This is a genomic window from Nocardioides sp. Z21_20 (assembly GCF_059766585.1).
The window spans coordinates 403,632-422,288 of record NZ_JCBAJX010000001.1 but is presented as its reverse complement, the minus strand read 5'-3'; the positions used below and the strand labels follow the sequence as shown (position 1 = coordinate 422,288).

The 18,657-nt window shown below is 70.0% G+C and carries 18 protein-coding genes and 1 pseudogene; 10 read left to right on the top strand and 9 right to left on the bottom strand.

Annotated features, from left to right (window positions below):
- Positions 1 to 32: 32 nt before the first annotated feature.
- From gyrB to dnaN, 5 genes and pseudogenes are all read right to left on the bottom strand, one after another.
- Positions 33 to 2,075, bottom strand: a complete 2,043-nt coding sequence (gene gyrB / locus AC6EH9_RS02085) for a DNA topoisomerase (ATP-hydrolyzing) subunit B (RefSeq protein ID WP_498420610.1) — start codon at positions 2,073 to 2,075, stop codon at positions 33 to 35.
- Positions 2,076 to 2,535: 460 nt separating this feature from the next.
- Positions 2,536 to 3,153: a DciA family protein gene (locus AC6EH9_RS02080; RefSeq protein WP_498420057.1), complete on the bottom strand. Its 618-nt coding sequence runs from the start codon at positions 3,151 to 3,153 to the stop codon at positions 2,536 to 2,538.
- Positions 3,146 to 4,291, bottom strand: coding sequence for a DNA replication/repair protein RecF (recF, locus tag AC6EH9_RS02075; protein WP_498420055.1), 1,146 nt, complete (start codon positions 4,289 to 4,291; stop codon positions 3,146 to 3,148). The genes AC6EH9_RS02080 and recF overlap by 8 nt, the downstream gene beginning before the upstream one ends.
- Positions 4,292 to 4,295: 4 nt before the next feature.
- Positions 4,296 to 5,267: pseudogene (gene gnd / locus AC6EH9_RS02070) on the bottom strand (phosphogluconate dehydrogenase (NAD(+)-dependent, decarboxylating)); the annotation flags it as partial.
- Positions 5,268 to 5,303: 36 nt separating this feature from the next.
- A complete protein-coding gene (gene dnaN, locus AC6EH9_RS02065) occupies positions 5,304 to 6,443 on the bottom strand; it encodes a DNA polymerase III subunit beta (protein ID WP_498420053.1) in 1,140 nt (379 codons plus the stop codon).
- 540 nt (positions 6,444 to 6,983) lie between these two features.
- On the opposite strand from dnaN, the gene AC6EH9_RS02060 reads away from it, so the two are divergent.
- On the top strand, positions 6,984 to 7,487 hold the full coding sequence (locus tag AC6EH9_RS02060) for a MarR family winged helix-turn-helix transcriptional regulator (protein WP_498420051.1): 504 nt from the start codon (positions 6,984 to 6,986) through the stop codon (positions 7,485 to 7,487).
- Here AC6EH9_RS02060 and dnaA read toward each other — a convergent pair.
- A complete protein-coding gene (gene dnaA, locus AC6EH9_RS02055) occupies positions 7,478 to 9,007 on the bottom strand; it encodes a chromosomal replication initiator protein DnaA (RefSeq protein ID WP_498420049.1) in 1,530 nt (509 codons plus the stop codon). The two genes, AC6EH9_RS02060 and dnaA, sit on opposite strands and share 10 nt — an antisense overlap.
- Positions 9,008 to 9,497: 490 nt before the next feature.
- Here dnaA and rpmH point away from each other — a divergent pair, with 490 nt between their 5' ends.
- From rpmH to AC6EH9_RS02015, 8 genes are all read left to right on the top strand, one after another.
- The gene (gene rpmH / locus AC6EH9_RS02050) at positions 9,498 to 9,635 is read left to right on the top strand and encodes a 50S ribosomal protein L34 (protein WP_498420047.1); all 138 of its coding nucleotides are present in this window, start codon (positions 9,498 to 9,500) and stop codon (positions 9,633 to 9,635) included.
- Between the two features lie 30 nt (positions 9,636 to 9,665).
- Positions 9,666 to 10,025, top strand: a complete 360-nt coding sequence (gene rnpA / locus AC6EH9_RS02045) for a ribonuclease P protein component (RefSeq protein ID WP_498420046.1) — start codon at positions 9,666 to 9,668, stop codon at positions 10,023 to 10,025.
- Positions 10,026 to 10,050: 25 nt separating this feature from the next.
- On the top strand, positions 10,051 to 10,299 hold the full coding sequence (gene yidD / locus AC6EH9_RS02040) for a membrane protein insertion efficiency factor YidD (protein ID WP_498420044.1): 249 nt from the start codon (positions 10,051 to 10,053) through the stop codon (positions 10,297 to 10,299).
- A complete protein-coding gene (gene yidC, locus AC6EH9_RS02035) occupies positions 10,300 to 11,298 on the top strand; it encodes a membrane protein insertase YidC (protein WP_498420042.1) in 999 nt (332 codons plus the stop codon).
- A gap of 99 nt (positions 11,299 to 11,397) precedes the next feature.
- Positions 11,398 to 12,024 carry a Jag family protein gene (locus AC6EH9_RS02030; RefSeq protein WP_498420609.1) on the top strand — a complete coding sequence of 209 codons (627 nt, stop codon included), beginning with the start codon at positions 11,398 to 11,400 and terminating at the stop codon, positions 12,022 to 12,024.
- Between the two features lie 101 nt (positions 12,025 to 12,125).
- Positions 12,126 to 12,785 carry a 16S rRNA (guanine(527)-N(7))-methyltransferase RsmG gene (gene rsmG / locus AC6EH9_RS02025; protein WP_498420040.1) on the top strand — a complete coding sequence of 220 codons (660 nt, stop codon included), beginning with the start codon at positions 12,126 to 12,128 and terminating at the stop codon, positions 12,783 to 12,785.
- A gap of 380 nt (positions 12,786 to 13,165) precedes the next feature.
- Complete coding sequence (locus tag AC6EH9_RS02020; protein WP_498420038.1) at positions 13,166 to 13,984, top strand: ParA family protein; 819 nt, start codon at positions 13,166 to 13,168, stop codon at positions 13,982 to 13,984.
- Positions 13,981 to 15,075: a ParB/RepB/Spo0J family partition protein gene (locus AC6EH9_RS02015; protein WP_498420037.1), complete on the top strand. Its 1,095-nt coding sequence runs from the start codon at positions 13,981 to 13,983 to the stop codon at positions 15,073 to 15,075. Before AC6EH9_RS02020 ends, AC6EH9_RS02015 begins: the two co-directional genes overlap by 4 nt.
- A 472-nt stretch (positions 15,076 to 15,547) precedes the next feature.
- On the opposite strand, the gene AC6EH9_RS02010 is transcribed toward AC6EH9_RS02015, so the two are convergent.
- The gene (locus AC6EH9_RS02010) at positions 15,548 to 16,321 is read right to left on the bottom strand and encodes a lysophospholipid acyltransferase family protein (protein WP_498420035.1); all 774 of its coding nucleotides are present in this window, start codon (positions 16,319 to 16,321) and stop codon (positions 15,548 to 15,550) included.
- Between the two features lie 120 nt (positions 16,322 to 16,441).
- Here AC6EH9_RS02010 and AC6EH9_RS02005 point away from each other — a divergent pair, with 120 nt between their 5' ends.
- Complete coding sequence (locus tag AC6EH9_RS02005; RefSeq protein WP_498420033.1) at positions 16,442 to 17,194, top strand: GNAT family N-acetyltransferase; 753 nt, start codon at positions 16,442 to 16,444, stop codon at positions 17,192 to 17,194.
- Here the strand turns inward: AC6EH9_RS02005 and trxA are convergent.
- Both trxA and trxB read right to left on the bottom strand, forming a co-directional pair.
- Positions 17,184 to 17,516 (bottom strand): thioredoxin, encoded by a 333-nt coding sequence (gene trxA / locus AC6EH9_RS02000; protein WP_498420031.1) that lies wholly within the window; start codon positions 17,514 to 17,516, stop codon positions 17,184 to 17,186. The two genes, AC6EH9_RS02005 and trxA, sit on opposite strands and share 11 nt — an antisense overlap.
- 97 nt (positions 17,517 to 17,613) lie before the next feature.
- Positions 17,614 to 18,633, bottom strand: a complete 1,020-nt coding sequence (trxB, locus tag AC6EH9_RS01995; protein ID WP_498420030.1) for a thioredoxin-disulfide reductase — start codon at positions 18,631 to 18,633, stop codon at positions 17,614 to 17,616.
- Positions 18,634 to 18,657: the final 24 nt, after the last annotated feature.

Below are 18,657 nucleotides of genomic sequence, written 5' to 3'. Positions count from 1 at the left end.
GAATCTAGGGAAAGCGCTAGAAAGCGGAATACCTAGATGTCGAGGAAGCGGACGTCCTTGGCGTTGCGCTGGATGAACGAACGGCGCTGCTCGACGTCCTCGCCCATCAGGATCGAGAAGATCTCGTCGGCCTGGGCGGCGTCGTCCAACGTCACCTGCAGCATCAGGCGCTGGTCGGGATCCATGGTGGTCTCCCACAGCTCCTTGGCGTTCATCTCGCCCAGACCCTTGTAGCGCTGGACCGGGTTCTCCTTGGGCAGCTTCTTGCCCGCCTCGATCCCGGCGGCCATCAGCGCGTCGCGCTCGGAGTCGGAGTAGACGAACTCGTGCTCGTGCGGCTTGTTCCACCGCAGCCGGTACAGCGGCGGCTGGGCCATGTAGACGTGGCCGTGGTCGATCAGCGGCTTCATGAAGCGGAACAGCAGCGTCAGCAAGAGCGTGTTGATGTGGTGGCCGTCGACGTCGGCGTCGGCCATCAGCACCACCTTGTGGTAGCGCAGCTTCGCGATGTCGAAGTCCTCGGTGATGCCGGTGCCCAGCGCCGAGATGATCGACTGGACCTCCAGGTTGCCCAGGATCCGGTCCAGGCGCGCCTTCTCGACGTTGAGGATCTTGCCGCGGATCGGCAGGATCGCCTGGATCCGCGGGTCGCGTCCCTGTCGGGCGGAGCCGCCTGCGGAGTCACCCTCGACGATGAACACCTCGCACTCGGCGGGGTTGGTCGACTGGCAGTCCGACAGCTTGCCGGGGAGTCCGCCGCCACCGAGGATGCCCTTGCGGTTGCGGGCCAGGTCGCGGGCCTTGCGGGCCGCGACGCGAGCCTGGGCGGCCGCCTGGGCCTTGCGGACGATCTCCTTGCCCTCGGCCGGGTTCTGCTCCAGCCAGGCGCCGAACCGGTCGTTCATCAGGCGCTGGACGAAGCCCTTGGCCTCGGTGTTGCCGAGCTTGGTCTTCGTCTGGCCCTCGAACTGCGGCTCGCCGAGCTTGACCGAGATGATCGCGGTCAGGCCCTCGCGGATGTCGTCGCCCTTGACCCGGTCCTCGGACTTCTTGATCAGGCCCCACTCCTCGCCCCAGTGGTTGACCAGGGAGGTGAGCGCGGCGCGGAAGCCCTCTTCGTGCGTGCCGCCCTCGTGGGTGTTGATGGTGTTGGCGAAGGTGTGCACCGACTCGCTGAACGTCGTGTTCCACTGCATCGCGACCTCGAGGCTCATGTGGTTCTCGACGCGCTCGGGCGTCTCGGCCTCGAAGGCGATGATCGTGGGGTTGGCCGGGACCTTGCGGCGGTTCAGGTACCCGACGTAGTCGATGAGACCGCGGTCGTACTTGAAGATCCGCTCCATGCCACCGGCCTCGCCGGGCTGGATGGCGTCGACGCCGGCCTGGTCGACGTCGTCGTCGACGGTGTTGTCCTCGACCGCCTCGAGGACCTCCTCGGCGGCGGGCCGCTCGTCGCGCAGCACGATCTCGAGGCCCTTGTTGAGGAAGGCCATCTCGCGGATGCGGTTGGTGATCGTCTCGAAGTTGAACGTCGTGGTCTCGAAGATGTCGGCCGAGGGCCAGAACGTGATCGTGGTGCCGGTGTGCTCGCCGGGCTCCATCTCGCGCACCTGCTCGAGCGGGGCGTTGGGCACGCCGAGGGAGAACACCTGGCGCCACAGGTGGCCGCGGTTCTTCACGTCCACCTGGAGGGTGGTCGACAGGGCGTTGACCACCGAGACACCGACGCCGTGCAGACCGCCGGAGACCTTGTAGCCGCCGCCGCCGAACTTGCCGCCGGCGTGCAGCATGGTCAGCGCCATGGTGACCGCGGGGATGCCCTCGGTGGGGTGGATGTCGGTGGGGATGCCACGGCCGTTGTCCTCGACCTTGACGCCGCCGTCGGCGAGCAGGGTGACGATGATCCGGTCGCAGTGCCCGGCCAGCGACTCGTCGACGGAGTTGTCGACGATCTCCCACACCAGGTGGTGCAGTCCGCGCTCGCCGGTGGAGCCGATGTACATGCCCGGGCGCTTGCGGACGGCCTCGAGGCCCTCGAGCACCTGGATCGCGGAGGCGTCGTAGGCGTCCCCCACGGGTCCGGTCTGGCGCAGCTTGTCGTGCAGGTCGCCGAGCTCGGCGTCGTGCTCGAACTCGGAGCCGGAGGCGGGGGACTCGGTGGGGGTGGCGGCGCTCTCGTCGGACACGCAGACCTCTTCCTGATGCGGGACGACCACGGCGGGGCGCGCACTAGGACCGAGGTCCGAGGATCGCGCGGCACTGCCCAGCCTGACTGTCTGCACGAGTGGAACTCATGCAGAGGGCCGCTGCGTGAAAGGAGCCAGCGACCCAGGAGCCATCCTACCTGGCCCCAGGCCCCTAACCCACGTGATCCTCCCCAGGAAACGGGGGAGAGTCTGCACGAATTGCCCTCTGTGCGGCCCAGGAAGGCCTCGGCAGCGCACGCAGGGGGGTCCGGACGGGTCCCGGTACGTCGACGGGGGCCCCAGTTCGTCTGGCGCAGGCACGGCACCGGCCGATTCGGGCCGGGACTGCTCAGCCGTAGGTGTCGCGCGGCCCGCGACCGTCGCGCACCGAGCGGGGACCCTTCTTCCAGGTCGGCAGGTGCGGGCCGAGCACCTCGATCAGCACCACGCTCCCGTGCCCGAGCTCCTCGTTGAGACGCCGCACGATGGTCGGCGCCAGCAGCCGCAGCTGGGTGGCCCAGGCGGTCGAGTCGGTGCGCACGGTGAGCTTGCCGTCGGCGAACGCCTCCGGGGTGCAGTGGCTGGCCACCTCGTCCCCGACCAGCTCGGCCCACCGCCCGAAGACCCCGTGCACGCGCAGGTCCAGCGCCCAGCCGTGGTCGGAGACCAGTCGGCCCAGCGTGCTGTCGAGCGTCTGCGGGTCGCGCTCGTCGGGGTGCGCGCCCGAGACCCGCCCGGTGCCCCGGCGCCGCAGGCTGCCGCCCGTCGTACGACGCCGCGGGCGCACGCCGGTGGGCAGCGCCCGCGCGGTCGCCCGGGCCAGGGAGCGGGCCAGCTCCAAACCGTCGTCGTGGTGCTCGGCCTCGGCATCCGCACTCTCCGCGACGCTCTCGGCTGCGGCGTCGTCGGCGCTCTCGGCGGCCTGATCGGCGTCGCCCGGATCGGGGATGGGCCGCTCCTCAGTCATCGCTCAGCCTCCGTACCTCGCCGTCGGCGACGGCGTACCGCACCCCGGCCAAGACCTCCGGGACGTCCTCGGGGACCGCCGCCGTGACCAGCACCTGCTCCGCGCCGGCCACCAGGTCGGCGAGCTGGCGCCGGCGACCGGTGTCGAGCTCCGCGAACACGTCGTCCAGGATCAGGATGGGATCGTCGCCGTCCGCGCGCAACAGGTCGTAGGAGGCGAGTCGCAGCGCGAGCGCGAACGACCACGACTCCCCGTGCGAGGCGTAGCCCTTGACCGGGAGCCGCAGCTCGCCGTTGCCCAGGGTGAGCACCAGCTCGTCGCGGTGCGGGCCGACCAGCGAGACGCCGCGGTCGAGCTCGTCCTTGCGCCGGCGCTCCAGCTCGGCCAGGAACGACTCGGTGAGGGAGCCCTGGGTGGGCTCGAAGGACGGCTTGTAGGAGATCTCGGCGTCGTCGCGGCCGGCCCCCTTCGCGACCGTGGCGTAGGCCCGGCCCACGTAGGGGAGCAGCGACTCGACGAGCGCGCGCCGCTCGGCCATCAGCTCGGCCCCGGTCCGCGCCAGGTGGTCGTCCCACACGCCGAGGGTGGACAGCGCCGACTCGTGGCCCTCGCCGCGCCCGCGCCGGGCCGATCCCATCGTCTTGAGCAGGGTGTTGCGCTGGCGCAGGACCCGCTCGTAGTCCGCGCGCACCCCGGCCAGGCGCGGGGCGCGCAGCACCAGCAGGTCGTCGAGGAAGCGGCGCCGGTCCGACGGGTCGCCCTTGACCAGGGTCAGGTCCTCGGGGGAGAAGACCACGGTGCGGACCAGGCCGAGCAGCTCGCGGGCCCGGGGGAGCACCGACCGGTTGATCCGGGCCCGGTTGCTGCGCCCCGGGTTGAGCTCGACCTCGAGGGTCGCGGTGCGGCCGTCGCGCACCACGGCCGCGCGGATCAGCGCCTGCTCGGCGCCGGCCCGGATCAGCGGGGCGTCCGAGGACACCCGGTGTGAGGACAGCCGTGAGAGGTAGTCGATCGCCTCCACGAGGTTGGTCTTGCCCTGGCCGTTGCGGCCGATGAACGCGGTGACGCCCGGCTCGAGGGCCACGTCCACGTCGCCGTAGGAGCGGAAGTCGTGCAGGAAGAGGTGGGAGACGTGCACGCGATCAGGCGGGGTCGGGATCGGGGCCCGGGTCGTCGTTGGCCGGACCCGAGGCGTCGGGACGGTCGGGGCCGGGGGTGTCGCCGCTGGCCGCGGCCGCCTGTACGGCGTGCCCACCGAACTGGTTGCGCATCGCGGCCACTGCCTTCATCGCGGGGGAGTCGTCCTGGCGGGAGACGAAGCGGGCGTAGAGGGCCGCGGTGATGGCCGGGGTCGCGACGGCGTGCTCGATGCCCGCCTCCACGGTCCACCGGCCCTCGCCGGAGTCGTCGGCGTAGCCGCGGATCGACGCCAGGCCGGGGTCGGCGTCCAGCGCGGCCACCATCAGGTCGAGCAGCCACGAGCGGATCACGGTGCCCTCGCGCCAGGAGCGGAAGACCTCGGTCACGTTCTCGACCATGTCGACCTTCTCCAGCAGCTCCCAGCCCTCGGCGTAGGACTGCATCACGGCGTACTCGATGCCGTTGTGGACCATCTTCGAGAAGTGGCCGGCACCGACGGTGCCCGCCCGGACCGCGCCGAACTCGCCGGCCGGCCTCAGGGCGTCGAAGGCCGGCTGCACCTTGGCGATGTCCTCCTCGGAGCCGCCGTACATCAGGGCGTAGCCGTTCTCCAGGCCCCACACTCCGCCGGAGACCCCGCAGTCCACGAAGCCGATCCCGCGCTCGGCGAGCAGCTCGGCGTGGGCCAGGTCGTCGGTCCAGCGGGAGTTGCCACCGTCCACCAGCACGTCACCCTCGGAGAGCAGCTCGGCGAGCTCGGCGACCGTGGCGCGGGTGGCGTCGCCGGAGGGCACCATCACCCAGACCACGGCGGGGGAGGGGAGCGCGGCGACCAGGTCCGCCAGCGACCCGACGTCGCTGACCTCGGGGTTGCGGTCGAAGCCCACCACCGTGTGGCCGGCGCGACGCAGCCGCTCGCGCATGTTGCCGCCCATCTTGCCCAGGCCGACGAGTCCGATCTCCATGCGTTCCTCCGTGGTGGTTCGCCGCTCGCGTGCGCTCCTTCAGGCTCAGGAGAGCAGGCGACGCGGCATCAGCAGGTAGCGGAAACCGGGGTCCTGGTCGGGCTCGGCGGGGGAGCCGCTCATCACCACGGGCTTGGAGGCCTGGGTGAAGGCCAGCTCGACCACGGTCTCGTCGATGGCGCCGAGGCCGTCGAGCAGGAACTGCGGGTTGAACCCGGTGGTGATGTCCTCGCCCTCGATGGTCGCCTCGATCGACTCCGAGGCCTGCGCCTCGTCGCCCGAGCCGGCGTCCAGGGTCAGCACGCCCTCGCTGAAGGCCAGCTGCACGGCGGTGTTGCGCTCGGCGACCAGCGCGACGCGCTTGACCGACTCGATCAGCGAGGCCTTGTCGACGCGGGCCACGGTCAGGTGGTCGCTGGGGAACAGGCTGCGGACCTTCGGGAACTCACCGTCGAGCAGCCGCGTCGTGGTGCGTCGTACGCCGCCGGGGGCAGCGCCCTCGAAGCCGATGATGCCCTCGCCCGACCCGCTGGCGGACAGCGCGATGGTGACCTCGCCGCCGGCGGTGAGCGACTTGGCGGTGTCGCCCAGCACCTTGGCCGGGACCAGGGCGGCGACCGACTCGTCGGGGGTGCGCGGACTCCAGGTCAGCTCACGGTGGGAGAGCCGGAAACGGTCGGTGGCGAGCAGCGAGATCGTGGACCCGTCGATCTCGATGCGCACACCGGTCAGCACCGGCAGCATGTCGTCGCGTCCGGCGGCGGTGACGGCCTGGGCCACCGCGTGGGCGAACGCCTCGCTGCGCACGGTCCCGGTCGCGGCCGGCATGTCGGGCAGGCTCGGGTAGTCCTCGACGGGCATGGTCTGGAGGCTGAAGCGCGCCGACCCGCAGGTGAGCGAGACCCGCGAGCCGTCCAGGACCATCTCGACCGGCTTGGCGGGCAGGCTGCGGCAGATGTCGGCGAGCAGACGGCCGCTGACCAGCGCACGACCCTCGTCGGCGACCTCGGCGTTGAGCGTCGCGCGAGCCGAGGTCTCGTAGTCGAAGGTGGACAGCACGAGTCCGGCGTCGCTGGCGTCGATCAGGAGACCGGCGAGCACCGGGACGCTCGGACGGACCGGCAGGCTGCGGGCAGCCCAGGCAACGGCATCGGCGAGCACGTCGCGTTCGACGCGGAACTTCACGTGAGGTCCTCCGTGGTCGTGTCGTCTGGTCAGGAGCAGTGGGCCGCGGTCGTCGGGGGATCGCGGGTGGGGCTGCCACGACAAGTCTGGAAGCTGAATCCTGCCATGCGTCCGGCCGGTGCGGGGGCCTCGGTGGTGATTCGGGTGACCTGGGCGACTCCGAAGCCGTGACTGGAACTTGTAGTTCGAGCTCCGAAGCGGGGCTCGTCGAGAGGGTTGTCCCCAGGTTGAGCCGCCGAGAGACGTTGATGGGGAGGTGTGTTCATTGTCTGGTGTTAGTCGTCATAGCAACGGTGGAAACTGTGGAGGAAGTGCATAACCGCAGGTCACCGCGCTCGATCCCGGTGCACAGGGGCTGTGGAACTACAAGGGGAGGAACTGCGGCCCGGTGTGCACGACCGTTCGCCTCGTTGTGGTTGCTACCGCTTCTCCACAGGCGATGTGGAGAAGCGGTCGGCTGGTGCACACGTTCTCCACAGGCGGGCGAACCACAATTTTCTTGTCATCGCCGCTGTCCTCCGACCGTCCTACGATCGTGTGATGCCCGTCGACCCCGCACCGCCCGCCGGCCCCGAGCTGCCCGCCGCGGTCCACCCCGAGCATCCGCAGCTCGCCCTCGACGCGCAGCTGTGCTTCCCGCTGTACGCCGCGACGCGGGCGGTCACCCGGCACTACGCGAGCCTGCTCGAGGAGGTGGGTCTGACGTATCCGCAGTACCTCACCCTGCTGGTGCTGTGGGGCGAGGGCGGCTCGGCGAGCGTGGGCGAGCTCGGACGCAGGCTGCGCCTGGACTCGGGCACGCTGACGCCGCTGCTCAAGCGACTCGAGGCGATGACTCACGTCGTACGCCGTCGCGACGCGGCCGACGAGCGTCGGGTCGTGGTCGAGGTGACGCAGGCGGGCTGGGAGCTGCGCGAGCGTGTCGCGGGCGTGCCGGAGCAGGTCGCCGTCGCCACGGGGCTGACGGCGGCCGAGGGGGCCGAGCTGCGGGGGCTGCTGGAGCAGCTGATCGCCGGGATGGACCGGGCGCGGGGTCAGGTCTGACGGGCCTGCATCTTGATCCGGTTGGTCAGCTCGGAGACCTGGTTGAACACCGAGCGACGCTCGGCGAGGAGCTGGTTGATCTTGCGGTCGGCGTACATCACCGTGGTGTGGTCGCGGTTGCCGAACTGGGCGCCGATCTTCGGCAGCGACAGCGGGGTGAGCTCGCGGCACAGGTACATCGCGATCTGACGACCCTGGACCAGGTGCCGGCCGCGGCTGGGGCCGGTGAGGTCCTCGATGGAGACCCCGAAGTAGGCCGCGGTCTGCGCGATGATCGTGGCCGCGGTGATCTCGGGCTCGCCGCCCTCGGGGATCAGGTCCTTGAGCACGATCTCGGCCAGGGTGAGGTCGACCTCCTGGCGGTTGAGGTTCGCGAAGGCGGTCACCCGGATCAGCGCACCCTCGAGCTCGCGGATGTTGGTCTGGATCTTCGAGGCGATGAACTCCAGCACCTCCGGCGGAGCCGTCAGCCGGTCCATCGCCGCCTTCTTGCGCAGGATGGCGATCCGGGTCTCGAGGTCGGGGGGCTGGACGTCGGTGATCAGGCCCCACTCGAACCGGTTGCGCAGCCGGTCCTCGAGTGCCTCGAGCCGCTTGGGCGGACGGTCGGAGGTGAGCACGATCTGCTTGTTGGCGTTGTGCAGCGTGTTGAAGGTGTGGAAGAACTCCTCCTGCGTCTGCGTCTTGCCCTCGATGAACTGGATGTCGTCGATCAGCAGCACGTCCACGTCGCGGTAGCGCCGCTTGAACCGGTCCTGCCGGTCGTCGCGGATCGCGTTGATGAACTCGTTGGTGAACTCCTCGCTGGACACGTAGCGCACCTTCGCCCCAGAGTAGAGCGAGCGCACGTAGTGACCGATGGCGTGCAGCAGGTGGGTCTTGCCCAGCCCGGACTCGCCGTAGACCAGGAGCGGGTTGTACGCCTTGCCGGGAGCCTCCGCCACCGCGACCGCGGCCGCGTGCGGGAACCGGTTGGAGGAGCCGATGACGAAGGTCTCGAAGGTGTACTTCGGGTTCAGCCGCGTCTCGAGGGCGGTCGGGCGCGAGCGGTCGTGCTCGGGAGCCGACCGGTCGGGCAGCGACGGCACGCTGGTGAGCCGGGGTCCATTTGTCGACATGTAGCCCGGGCGGTCGTCCGCCCCGTCGGAGTCGACGGACTCGGTCTGGTCGCGGCGGTGCGGGTCGATCCCGTGCTGATCGACCGGCTGGGCGTCCACGCCGTGGTCGCGCGGAGCGTGTTCCTCGACACCGTGGTCGTTGAGCGGCTGGTCCTCGAGGCGGGGGTTCACCGTCACCGCGATCCGGGTCTCGCGACCGAAGGCCTCGCTGAGGGCGTCCTCGAGCTGGGGACGGAGCCGGCCCTCGAGCTGGCCGCGGGTGAAGTCGTTGGGCACGGCGATGATCGCGGTGCTCTCGTGCAGCGTGACCGGCTCGCTGGCCCGCAGCCACGCGCGCTGGTTGGGCTGCAGGTCGCTGAGCACGCGGCGCCAGACGGTCTCGAGATCGGCAGCGTCGTTCACGCTTTTCCCGCCTTCATGTTCGTCCTAAGGGGTCGTCACGGCCGTCGGTCGTGACCTTGGTCCACAAGTTTCTCCACAGGTTGTGGACCGTGGGTCCCACGGTGTGGGGACCGGGCGCCGAGACGCTCCTGACTACCGGCCGTGCTGGCTGTCTGCGCAGGTCAGACCCATGATGGCGGTCCTTGCTGGGCGGTGCGACAGTTGCGGTGAGGCCCGGAGTCGGGGGCGGCGGGGAACCTCGACAGGTCTGAACGTAACAACTGGCGCGCTCCCCGAGCAAGACGTCATCCACAGGTCGCGGCGGTGTCGGTTTGACCCTGTGAAAGCGCGGCGCGTACCGTGGGCCGGTCACCGGCGTCGACTGGTGCCGCATGTCCACGGACGGGCCCACGCCCGGCCGTGGGTGGGCGGTGCCTGCCGACAAGTTCAGTTGGACTGCCCGCCGCGTCGGTGTGGACATTCCTGTAATCCCCGACATCGGAGAAGTTTCGTGAGCAAGCGTACGTACCAGCCGAACAACCGCCGCCGCCACAAGGTCCACGGTTTCCGCCTGCGCATGCGCACCCGCGCTGGGCGCGCCATCCTGTCCGCGCGGCGCCGCAAGGGCCGCAAGGACCTGGCCGTCTGACGTCCCCTCCCTCCGCACGCCAGCCTTCTCGTGCTGCCACCGGCGAACCGGCTCACCAGTGGTGAGTCTTTTCGCCAAGCGGTGCGGCGAGGGCGTCGATCGGGGTCGCGGACCGTGGTGGCCCATCTCTGGGTCGCCGACGGCACGACACCTCCTCGCATCGGCTTCGTGGTGAGCAAAGCGGTGGGAAACGCCGTCACACGCAATCGCGTGAAGCGCCGCCTTCGACACCTGGCCCGGGAGCACCTCACGGTGCTCCCGGGCTCTGGCGTGCTCGTGGTCCGGGCGCTCCCCGCGTCGGCGACGGCCACCTACGCGGAACTCGGGGCCGATCTCGCACGTTGTCTCCAACGTGTGCTTCCTGACCCCGCCCCGGCTGGTACGCCGTGATTGAGCGCGTCGGGGGGACCCCGGCGTGAAGTTCCTGCTGATCGGTCTGCTGCGCGCCTACCGCGCGCTGATCAGCCCTCTGTACGGCCAGGTCTGCCGCTATCACCCCTCGTGCTCGGCCTATGCGCTCGACGCGGTGCGGGTCCACGGGTCGGTGCGAGGATCATGGTTGTCCGTACGCCGTCTCGTTCGCTGCCACCCGTGGGCGGCCGGCGGGTACGACCCCGTTCCCCCGCGCGGTCACGCGCGTTCCTCCCGGATTCAAGGAGCCTGAGTGTTCGACTTCTTCGGCGCGATCGGCAGCTTCATCATGACGCCGCTGTATTACGTCATCTCCGTCGTGCTGGTCGGGTTCCACAGCGCCCTGAGCAAGATCTTCGACCCCTCCTCGGGCGCTGCCTGGGTGCTGTCCATCGTCGGGCTGACGCTGGTGATCCGCTCGGCGCTGATCCCGCTGTTCGTCAAGCAGATCAAGTCCAGCCGCAACATGCAGCTCATCCAGCCCAAGGTCAAGGAGCTGCAGAAGAAGTACGGCCACGACCGGGAGCGTCTCGCCCAGGAGACGATGAAGCTCTACAAGGACACGGGGACCAACCCGTTCGCCTCGTGTCTGCCGATCTTGTTGCAGATGCCAATCTTCTTCGCCCTGTTCCGGCTGATCGACTCGGCCGCGAACGGCAAGGCGCACGGCGTCCTGACGGACGAGAAGGCGGACATGTTCGCCGACGCCGAGCTCTTCGGCGTGCAGATCTCGAAGACGTTCATGAAGGCCGACGGCGACGTCGGCGTGATGGTCCTCGCCGCGATCCTGGTGATCGCGATGACGCTGACCACCTTCCTCACCCAGCGTCAGCTGATGAGCAAGAACATGCCTGCCGACGCTCTCACGGGCCCCTACGCGCAGCAGCAGAAGATGCTTCTCTACGTGCTGCCGTTGGTCTTCGCGGTCGGCGGTGTGGCCTTCCCGATCGGCGTCCTGGTCTACTGGACCACCTCCAACCTGTGGACGATGGGTCAGCAGTTCTACGTGATCCGTCGCAACCCGGCCCCGAACACCGAGGCGGCCAAGGCGAAGGCCGAGCGGGACGCGGCCAAGGCCGCCCGCAAGGGTCATGGCTCCACGGGCGACGTCTCGCTCACCAAGGGCGGCACCGCCGTTGTCGAGGCGCCGGCCGAGCCGGTGCGCCCGGCTCCGCGTCAGCAGCCCAAGAAGCAGCCCCGCAGCCAGCGCAAGAAGAAGTCGCCGGGCAAGGGCCCGGGACGCCCGCGCTGACCCTTTCGACCCGCCCGCCCGCCAGCCTTCTCAGGAGTTCCCGTGAGTGACGCCCCTACCCCAGAAGCGCCCGCCCCCGACGCAGCTCCCTCCGAACCGCTGGCGAGCGACGAGGCGCCTGGTGCTGTCGAGTCCGTCGACACGGAGCAGGGTGGCGAGACCGCTGACGTCTCCGGTGCCCAGCAGGGTGACGACGAGCTAGGTGACGACGAGCAGGGCGACGCCGAGCAGGGTGAGGCCGAGTCGACCGGGGCCGGGCGCCTCTCCCGCGTCCAGCGCCTGGAGCAGGAGGGCGACATCGCCGCCGACTACCTCGAGGAACTGCTCGACATCGCCGATCTGGACGGCGACCTGGACATCGACGTGGACGGGGACCGGGCCGCTGTCTCCATCGTCGGTGCCGACCTCTCGCAGCTCGTGGGTGCCCAGGGTGAGGTGCTGGACGCCATCCAGGAGCTGACGCGGCTGGCGGTGTACCGAGAGACGGGCGAGCGCTCCCGGCTGATGCTCGACATCTCCGGCTACCGGGAGGCGCGGCGCGCTGCCCTGGTGCAGCTTGCCCAGGAGGCCATCGCCGAGGTCCGTGCGTCCGGGGAGCGGCTCCCCCTGGACCCGATGTCGCCGTTCGAGCGCAAGGTGGTGCACGACGCGGTGGCCGCTGCCGGGCTGGGTTCCGAGAGCTCCGGGACCGAGCCGCGCCGGTTCGTCGTGGTGCTCCCCGCGTGACGTGTCAGTGGTGAGATCGCTTCATGAGTGACGTTTCACGTGAAACACCCTCCGCGCCCGAGGTGGCCCGGAGGGTTTTCGCTGCCGGCAGGCTCCCCCTCGTGGAGCGCTACGCCGAGCTGCTGGCCAGCGAGGGGGTCGTGCGCGGACTGATCGGTCCGCGCGAGGCGCCTCGGCTGTGGTCGCGACACCTGCTGAACTGCGGGGTGCTCTCGGAGCTGGTGCCCGACTCCGCGTCGCTGTGCGACATCGGCACCGGGGCCGGCCTGCCCGGCCTGGTGCTGGCGATCGCGCGCCCCGACGTACAGGTGACGCTGGTCGAGCCGCTGCTGCGGCGCACGGTCTTCCTTGATCTCGTGGTCGAGGACCTTGTGCTGGAGAACGTCGAGGTGGTGCGGGCCAAGGCCGAGGCCCTGCATGGTGAGCGTACGTTCGGCATCGTCACCTCCCGTGCCGTCGCGCCACTGGAGCGCCTGCTGGGCTGGTCGATGCCGCTGGTGGCCCCCGACGGCGCGCTCGTCGCGATGAAGGGCTCCTCGGTGCAGGAGGAGTTGCAGCAGGCGCGCGGATTGCTCGAAGAGCTGCGCGTCGCTCCGCCCACAGTCCACCTTCTCGGTGACGGAATCCTGGAGCAGCCGACCACGGCCCTACGAATCGCCTGGGGCCCCGATGGCCGGGTAGGTTGGCGTCCGCCACGCACGGCACCGGCCGGTGGAGCGCGGTCAAGCAAGCGTGCGCGGAAACAGAGGAGATCGGGATGACAGAGAACGATTCTGACCCCACCGGACACCGCGGTACCGCATCCGTGGAGTCGTTGCCCACAGAGTTATCCACCGGTCCGGGGGGTGCCTCTGAGCGTAACCATCCACAGAATGGGTCAAGTTCTCCACAGGTCCCCGCCCAGGCGACGGATGTTTCACGTGAAACCGGATCCGCTGCCACCAGCGATGTTTCACGTGAAACAGGGTCCACGGCCGGGGCCGACGTTTCACGTGAAACACGACGCCCTTCTCCCTATCGGGTCCGCACGGCGGCAGACCTGGACACCGGCGAGTCTCCGCTGCACGACGAGACCACTCCCCTGGCTCGCGCGGCGGAACACTCGGTGCTGGCGCGCAGCGGTGCTCGGATGCGACCGGCGATGGGCCGCCCCGATCGCACCCGGGTGCTCGTGGTGGCCAACCAGAAGGGCGGCGTGGGCAAGACGACGTCCACGGTGAATCTGGCCGCCTCCCTGGCCCAGCTGGGTCAGCGTGTGCTGGTCATCGACCTGGATCCGCAGGGAAACGCGTCTACGGCGCTGAACATCGACCATCACCGCGGCACGCCGTCGACCTACGACCTTCTGGTGGAGGGCGTGCCGTTGACTGAGGTCGTGCAGCCCTGCCCCGACGTGCCCAACCTCTTCGTGAGCCCCGCGACCATCGACCTCGCCGGCGCTGAGATCGAGCTGGTGAGCGTGGTCGCCCGGGAGAGCCGTCTCCACAAGGCGATCCAGGCGCACCCGCTGGTCGGTGTGCACGAGGAAGTGGGCGAGGAGTGCTTCGACTTCATCCTCATCGACTGTCCCCCGTCGCTGGGCCTGCTGACGCTGAACGCGTTGGTGGCCGGCCAGGAGATGATGATCCCGATCCAGGCCGAGTACTACGCCCTCGAAGGGCTCGGTCAGCTGCTGGAGACCGTCGAGATGGTCCGGCAGCACCTGAACCCGGATCTGCGCGTCTCCACCATCCTGGTCACCATGTACGACGCGCGCACCCGCTTGGCCGCCGGTGTGGCCAGCGAGGTCCGCGAGCACTTCGGTGGGCAGGTGCTGCGCACGATGATCCCCCGCTCGGTCCGGGTCTCCGAGGCTCCGTCGTACAGCCAGACGGTGATGACCTACGACCCCGGTTCTCCGGGCGCGTTGAGCTACCTGGAGGCTGCTCGCGAGATCGCCACCAAGGGAGCACCGGTATGAGCAACAAGGCACCGCAGCGGCGCGGTCTGGGTCGTGGCCTCGGGTCCCTCATCCCCACCGGACCGAGCCAGCCCGTCTCTGACACGGCTGGGTCGAGTGACTCCGCAGTCCCAGGAAGGGCCCAGGAGGGCGCTTCCTCCCCCACAGCGGCCCCAGATCGGGCCGCTGAGCCTTCTGTGGCAGCCAAATTGAGCGATTCTGGCGTTGAAGGCGATGCCGCTGGCTCAGAAATCGGCTCAGAATCCCGCTCTCAGCACGCTGAACGGGGTGGGACGCCGGTTTCCAGCGCCTATTTCGTCGAGTTGCCCATCGATCAGGTGCGTCCGAACGCTCGGCAGCCGCGTGAGGTCTTCGACGAGGAGGCGATGGCGGAGCTCGTCCACTCGATCCGCGAGGTCGGTCTCCTCCAGCCGGTGGTGGTGCGGCCGACCGGCCCGGACAGCTACGAGCTCGTCATGGGCGAACGGCGCTGGCGTGCCTCCCAGGAGGCCGGCGCGGAGACGATCCCGGCCATCGTGCGCGAGACCGGCGACAACGTGATGCTCCGTGACGCGCTCCTGGAGAACCTGCACCGCTCCCAGCTCAACCCTCTCGAAGAGGCCTCGGCCTATGCGCAGCTTCTCGAGGACTTCCACTGCACGCATGACGAGCTGGCGCAGCGGATCGGACGATCCCGGCCCCAGATCAGCAACACTCTGAGATTGCTGAAGCTCTCCCCCGCGGTGCAGCGGCGCGTGGCTGCCGGCGTACTGTCGGCCGGTCACGCGCGGGCCCTGCTCTCGGTCGAGGACGGCGAGTTCCAGGACCGCCTCGCCCAGCGGGTGGTTGCCGAGGGCATCAGCGTGCGCGGCCTCGAAGAGATCGTCGCCGTGGGGGATCCTGGCAAGCCGGCCCGCGCACCTCAGCGCCGTACGGCCGCCCCGGGGCTCTCCGACCTCTCAGATCGCCTCTCTGACCGCTTCGAGACCCGGGTGAAGGTGGACGTCGGCAAGTCCAAGGGCCGGATCACGGTGGAGTTCGCCACTCTCGACGACCTTCAGCGGATCGTGGACATCATGGACCCCCGCAATCGCACCGACCGGCCCATCTGAGCATCGATATATCGCTTTATCGACATAGCGATATGGCTACGTATCACTAAGGCGATCTAGCACTTAAGCGGTTAATGGCTTTGCCGTGCACATGTTGGCGCCATGTCGTGTGCCTGAGAGCGCGTTGGGACGCGACGTGGGGTACACGAACGGGCTGCGGGGGCCGCTTGGGCCGGGCGTGGGTTGGGTTGTGTGCCTGAGAGCGCGCTGGAAGGCGCTGTGGGGTACACGACCGGCCTGAGGAGCCTCGTTTGGGCGGGGCGTGGCTGGGTTGTGTGCCCGAGGGCGCGCTGGGACGCGTTGTGGGGCACACGAGCGACGCGTGGGCCTCGTTAGGCGAGGCATGGCCTGGGTCGTGTGCCTGAGAACGCGCTGGAGCGCGTCATGCGGCACACGACCCACCAAGCGGAGCGGCGTCCGGGGCGGCGGGGGAGCTGGACGGCGGGGGTGGGACGGGTCGGGCGGGGCCGGGTCAGGAGCGCTTGGCGGCGCGCTTCTCGGCGCGACGGCGGGCCCGGGCCACCTTCTCCTCGGCGTCGAGGCGGGCGGCCTCCTCCAGGGTCGGGGCGCCGCCACCGAACCGGGCCGGGACCCACCAGGCGCCCGGGGGCTTCTCCTCGGCGGGGTAGGCGGCGATGGTTCGGTCGAGCAGGGCCCCCAGGGCCGCCTTCAGCTCCGCGGTCTCGGCCACGGGATCGGCGCCCGAGGGGTAGAGCGGCTCCCCCACGGTGATCGCGATGGTCTTGCCCCGCGAGAAGTCCTTGGGGTGGTCCTTGGTCATCATCCGCTGGGTGCCGAACAGGGCGACCGGGATCAGCGGCACTCCGGCTGCCGCAGCGATCCGGACGGTGCCGGTCTTGAACTCCTTGAGCTCCATGGCCCGTGAGATCGTCGCCTCGGGGAAGATCCCCACCGCCTCGCCCTGGCCGAGCAGCTCGACCGCCCGGTGGTAGGAGCCCAGGCCCTCGCCCCGGTCCACCTCGATGTGATGCATGGAGCGCATCACCGGGCCGCCGATCGGGTGGTCGAAGATCTCCTTCTTGGCCATGAAGCGGACCAGCCGCCGCGAGGGGTGCGCGGCGAAGCCGCCGTAGACGAAGTCCGGGTAGCCGATGTGGTTGAAGGCCAGCAGCACGCCGCCCTGGCGCGGGACGTTCTCCGTCCCGGTCATCTGGAAGCGCTGCCCGAGGAGTCGGAAGCAGGTCTTCGCCGTAGCGATGATGGGCGGATAGGTGACGTCGCGCATGGGTCTCCTCGCTGGGTGGGTGGGCCGCACTCTACTGCCGGTGGGTCCCTGCCCTGCCGGGCGGCCGGCGGTAAGGTGGCCTCGCGTGTCGACCCTGCCCGGCGACGTCGGAGGTGCCTCTTGTCCCGCAAGATCGTGCGGTTCAACCTCGAGCATCTCGCCCTCCTCGACCCGCCGTGTCGCGACTGCCTGTTCTGGGAGCTCGACCCCGTGCTGCGCCGCCGCGTCCCACGATCCGACGTCGTCGCCGAGAAGGAACGCCACCTGGCCGAGGTGCTGGACGAGTGGGGCTCGTGCGGACGGGTGGCGCTGGTGGACGAGGTCCCGGTCGGCTACGTCCTGTACGCCCCGGCCGCGTACTTCCCCGGCGCGGCGGTCTTCCCCACCGCGCCGGTGTCGCCCGACGCGGTCCTGCTCACCACCGCGTACGTCGCACCCGACGCGGCGGGCGGGGGACTGGAGCGCACGCTGGTCCAGGCGATGGCCCGCGACCTGCTGGAGCGCGGTGGGGTCCGGGCCGTCGAGGCGTTCGGAGACGCGCGCCCGGCGAACGCACGCAGCCGCAGCGGCGTCCTCGGCTCGAGTCCCGGCTGCGTCCTGGCCAGGGACTTCCTCGCCAGCGTCGGCTTCAAGACCCAGCGCAGCCACCCCACCGTGCCGCGGATGCGGATGGACCTGCGGATGGCGCTCACCTGGCGCGACGAGATGGAGCTGGCCCTCGACCGGCTCCGCGGGGTGGTGCGTCCGGTCCGGCGGCCGGTGGCCGGGCCGGTCCCGCGTGAGACCCAGGAACCGGTGGCGCCACAACGCCGACCGCCGGCGTCCCAGAGCGGGACACCGGCGGTCGGGACAGCGGTGGGACTCAGCCGATGAAGGGGGCGAGCTCCTTGAGCAGCGCCGCCTTCGGCTTGGCGCCGACGATCGACTTGACGACCTCGCCGCCCTGGTAGACGTTCAGCGTCGGGATGCCGGTCACCCGGTACGACGCCGGCGTGACGGGGTTCTCGTCGACGTTCATCTTCACGAAGGTCAGCTTGTCGCCGTGGGTGGAGGCGATCTCGTCGAGGATCGGCGAGACCTGACGGCACGGGCCGCACCACTCGGCCCAGAAGTCGACGAGGACGGGCTTGTCGGACTTGAGGACCTGCGCCTCGAACTCGGCGTCGGTCACGGCAGCGATGTTCGCCACGGTCATCCCTCTTTCTGGAGCGTTGGTCTTCTCGGCTGAGTCAAGAACAGCGGGTGCGCCGTAGATGTTCCCACCCACGGCACGGCACGGCAGGACCGCAGGCTCAGGCGCCGGCGATCTGCACGGTCTCGGTGACGATGGCCGCCGTCTCCTCCGCCGAGCCCGCGGTGGAGGCCGCGTGGTCGAGGGCGGCGAGGTAGCGCTCGGCGTCCAGCGCAGCCGAGCAGCCGGTCCCCGCGGCGGTGATCGCCTGACGGTACTGGTGGTCGACCAGGTCGCCGGCGGCGAACACACCGGGCAGGTTGGTGGCCGTGGAGGGCTGCTCGACGAGCACGTAGCCGTTGTCGTCGAGGTCCACCTGGCCGGTCAGCAGCTCCGAGCGCGGGTCGTGGCCCACGGCGATGAACAGGCCGGTGACGTCCAGCGGGCGGGTCTGACCGCTCACCGTGTCGCGCAGGGTGACGCCGGCCAGCTTGTCGTCACCGTGGATCTCGGCGACCTCGCTGTTCCACAGGATCTCGAGCTTGGGGTCGGCGAAGGCCCGCTCCTGCATGATCTTCGAGGCGCGCAGCTCGTCGCGGCGGTGGATCAGGTAGACCTTCGAGGCGAACCGGGTCAGGAACGTGGCCTCCTCGATCGCGGAGTCGCCGCCCCCGACGACGGCGATCGCCTGCTCGCGGAAGAAGAAGCCGTCGCACGTCGCGCACCAGGACACGCCGCGCCCGGAGAGCTCCTCCTCGCGGGGCAGGCCGAGCTTGCGGTAGCCCGAGCCGGTGGCCAGGATCACCGCGCGGGCGGTGTAAGTGTCGGTGGCGGTGCGGACCACCTTCTCCTCGCCGGTGAGGTCGACCTCGACGACGTCGTCGGCGACGAGCTCGGCACCGAAGCGCTCGGCCTGGGCGCGCATCTCGTCCATCAGCGCCGGACCCATGATGCCGTCGCGGAAGCCGGGGAAGTTCTCGACCTCGGTGGTGTTCATCAGGGCGCCACCGGCGGTGACGGAGCCCTCGAAGACCAGGGGAGCGAGGTTGGCGCGGGCGGCGTAGACCGCCGCGGTGTATCCCGAGGGCCCCGATCCGATGATGATCACGTTGCGGGGGTCAGACTGGCGCTGCTCGGACATGCGCGGGCGCTCCTCGACGTTGAG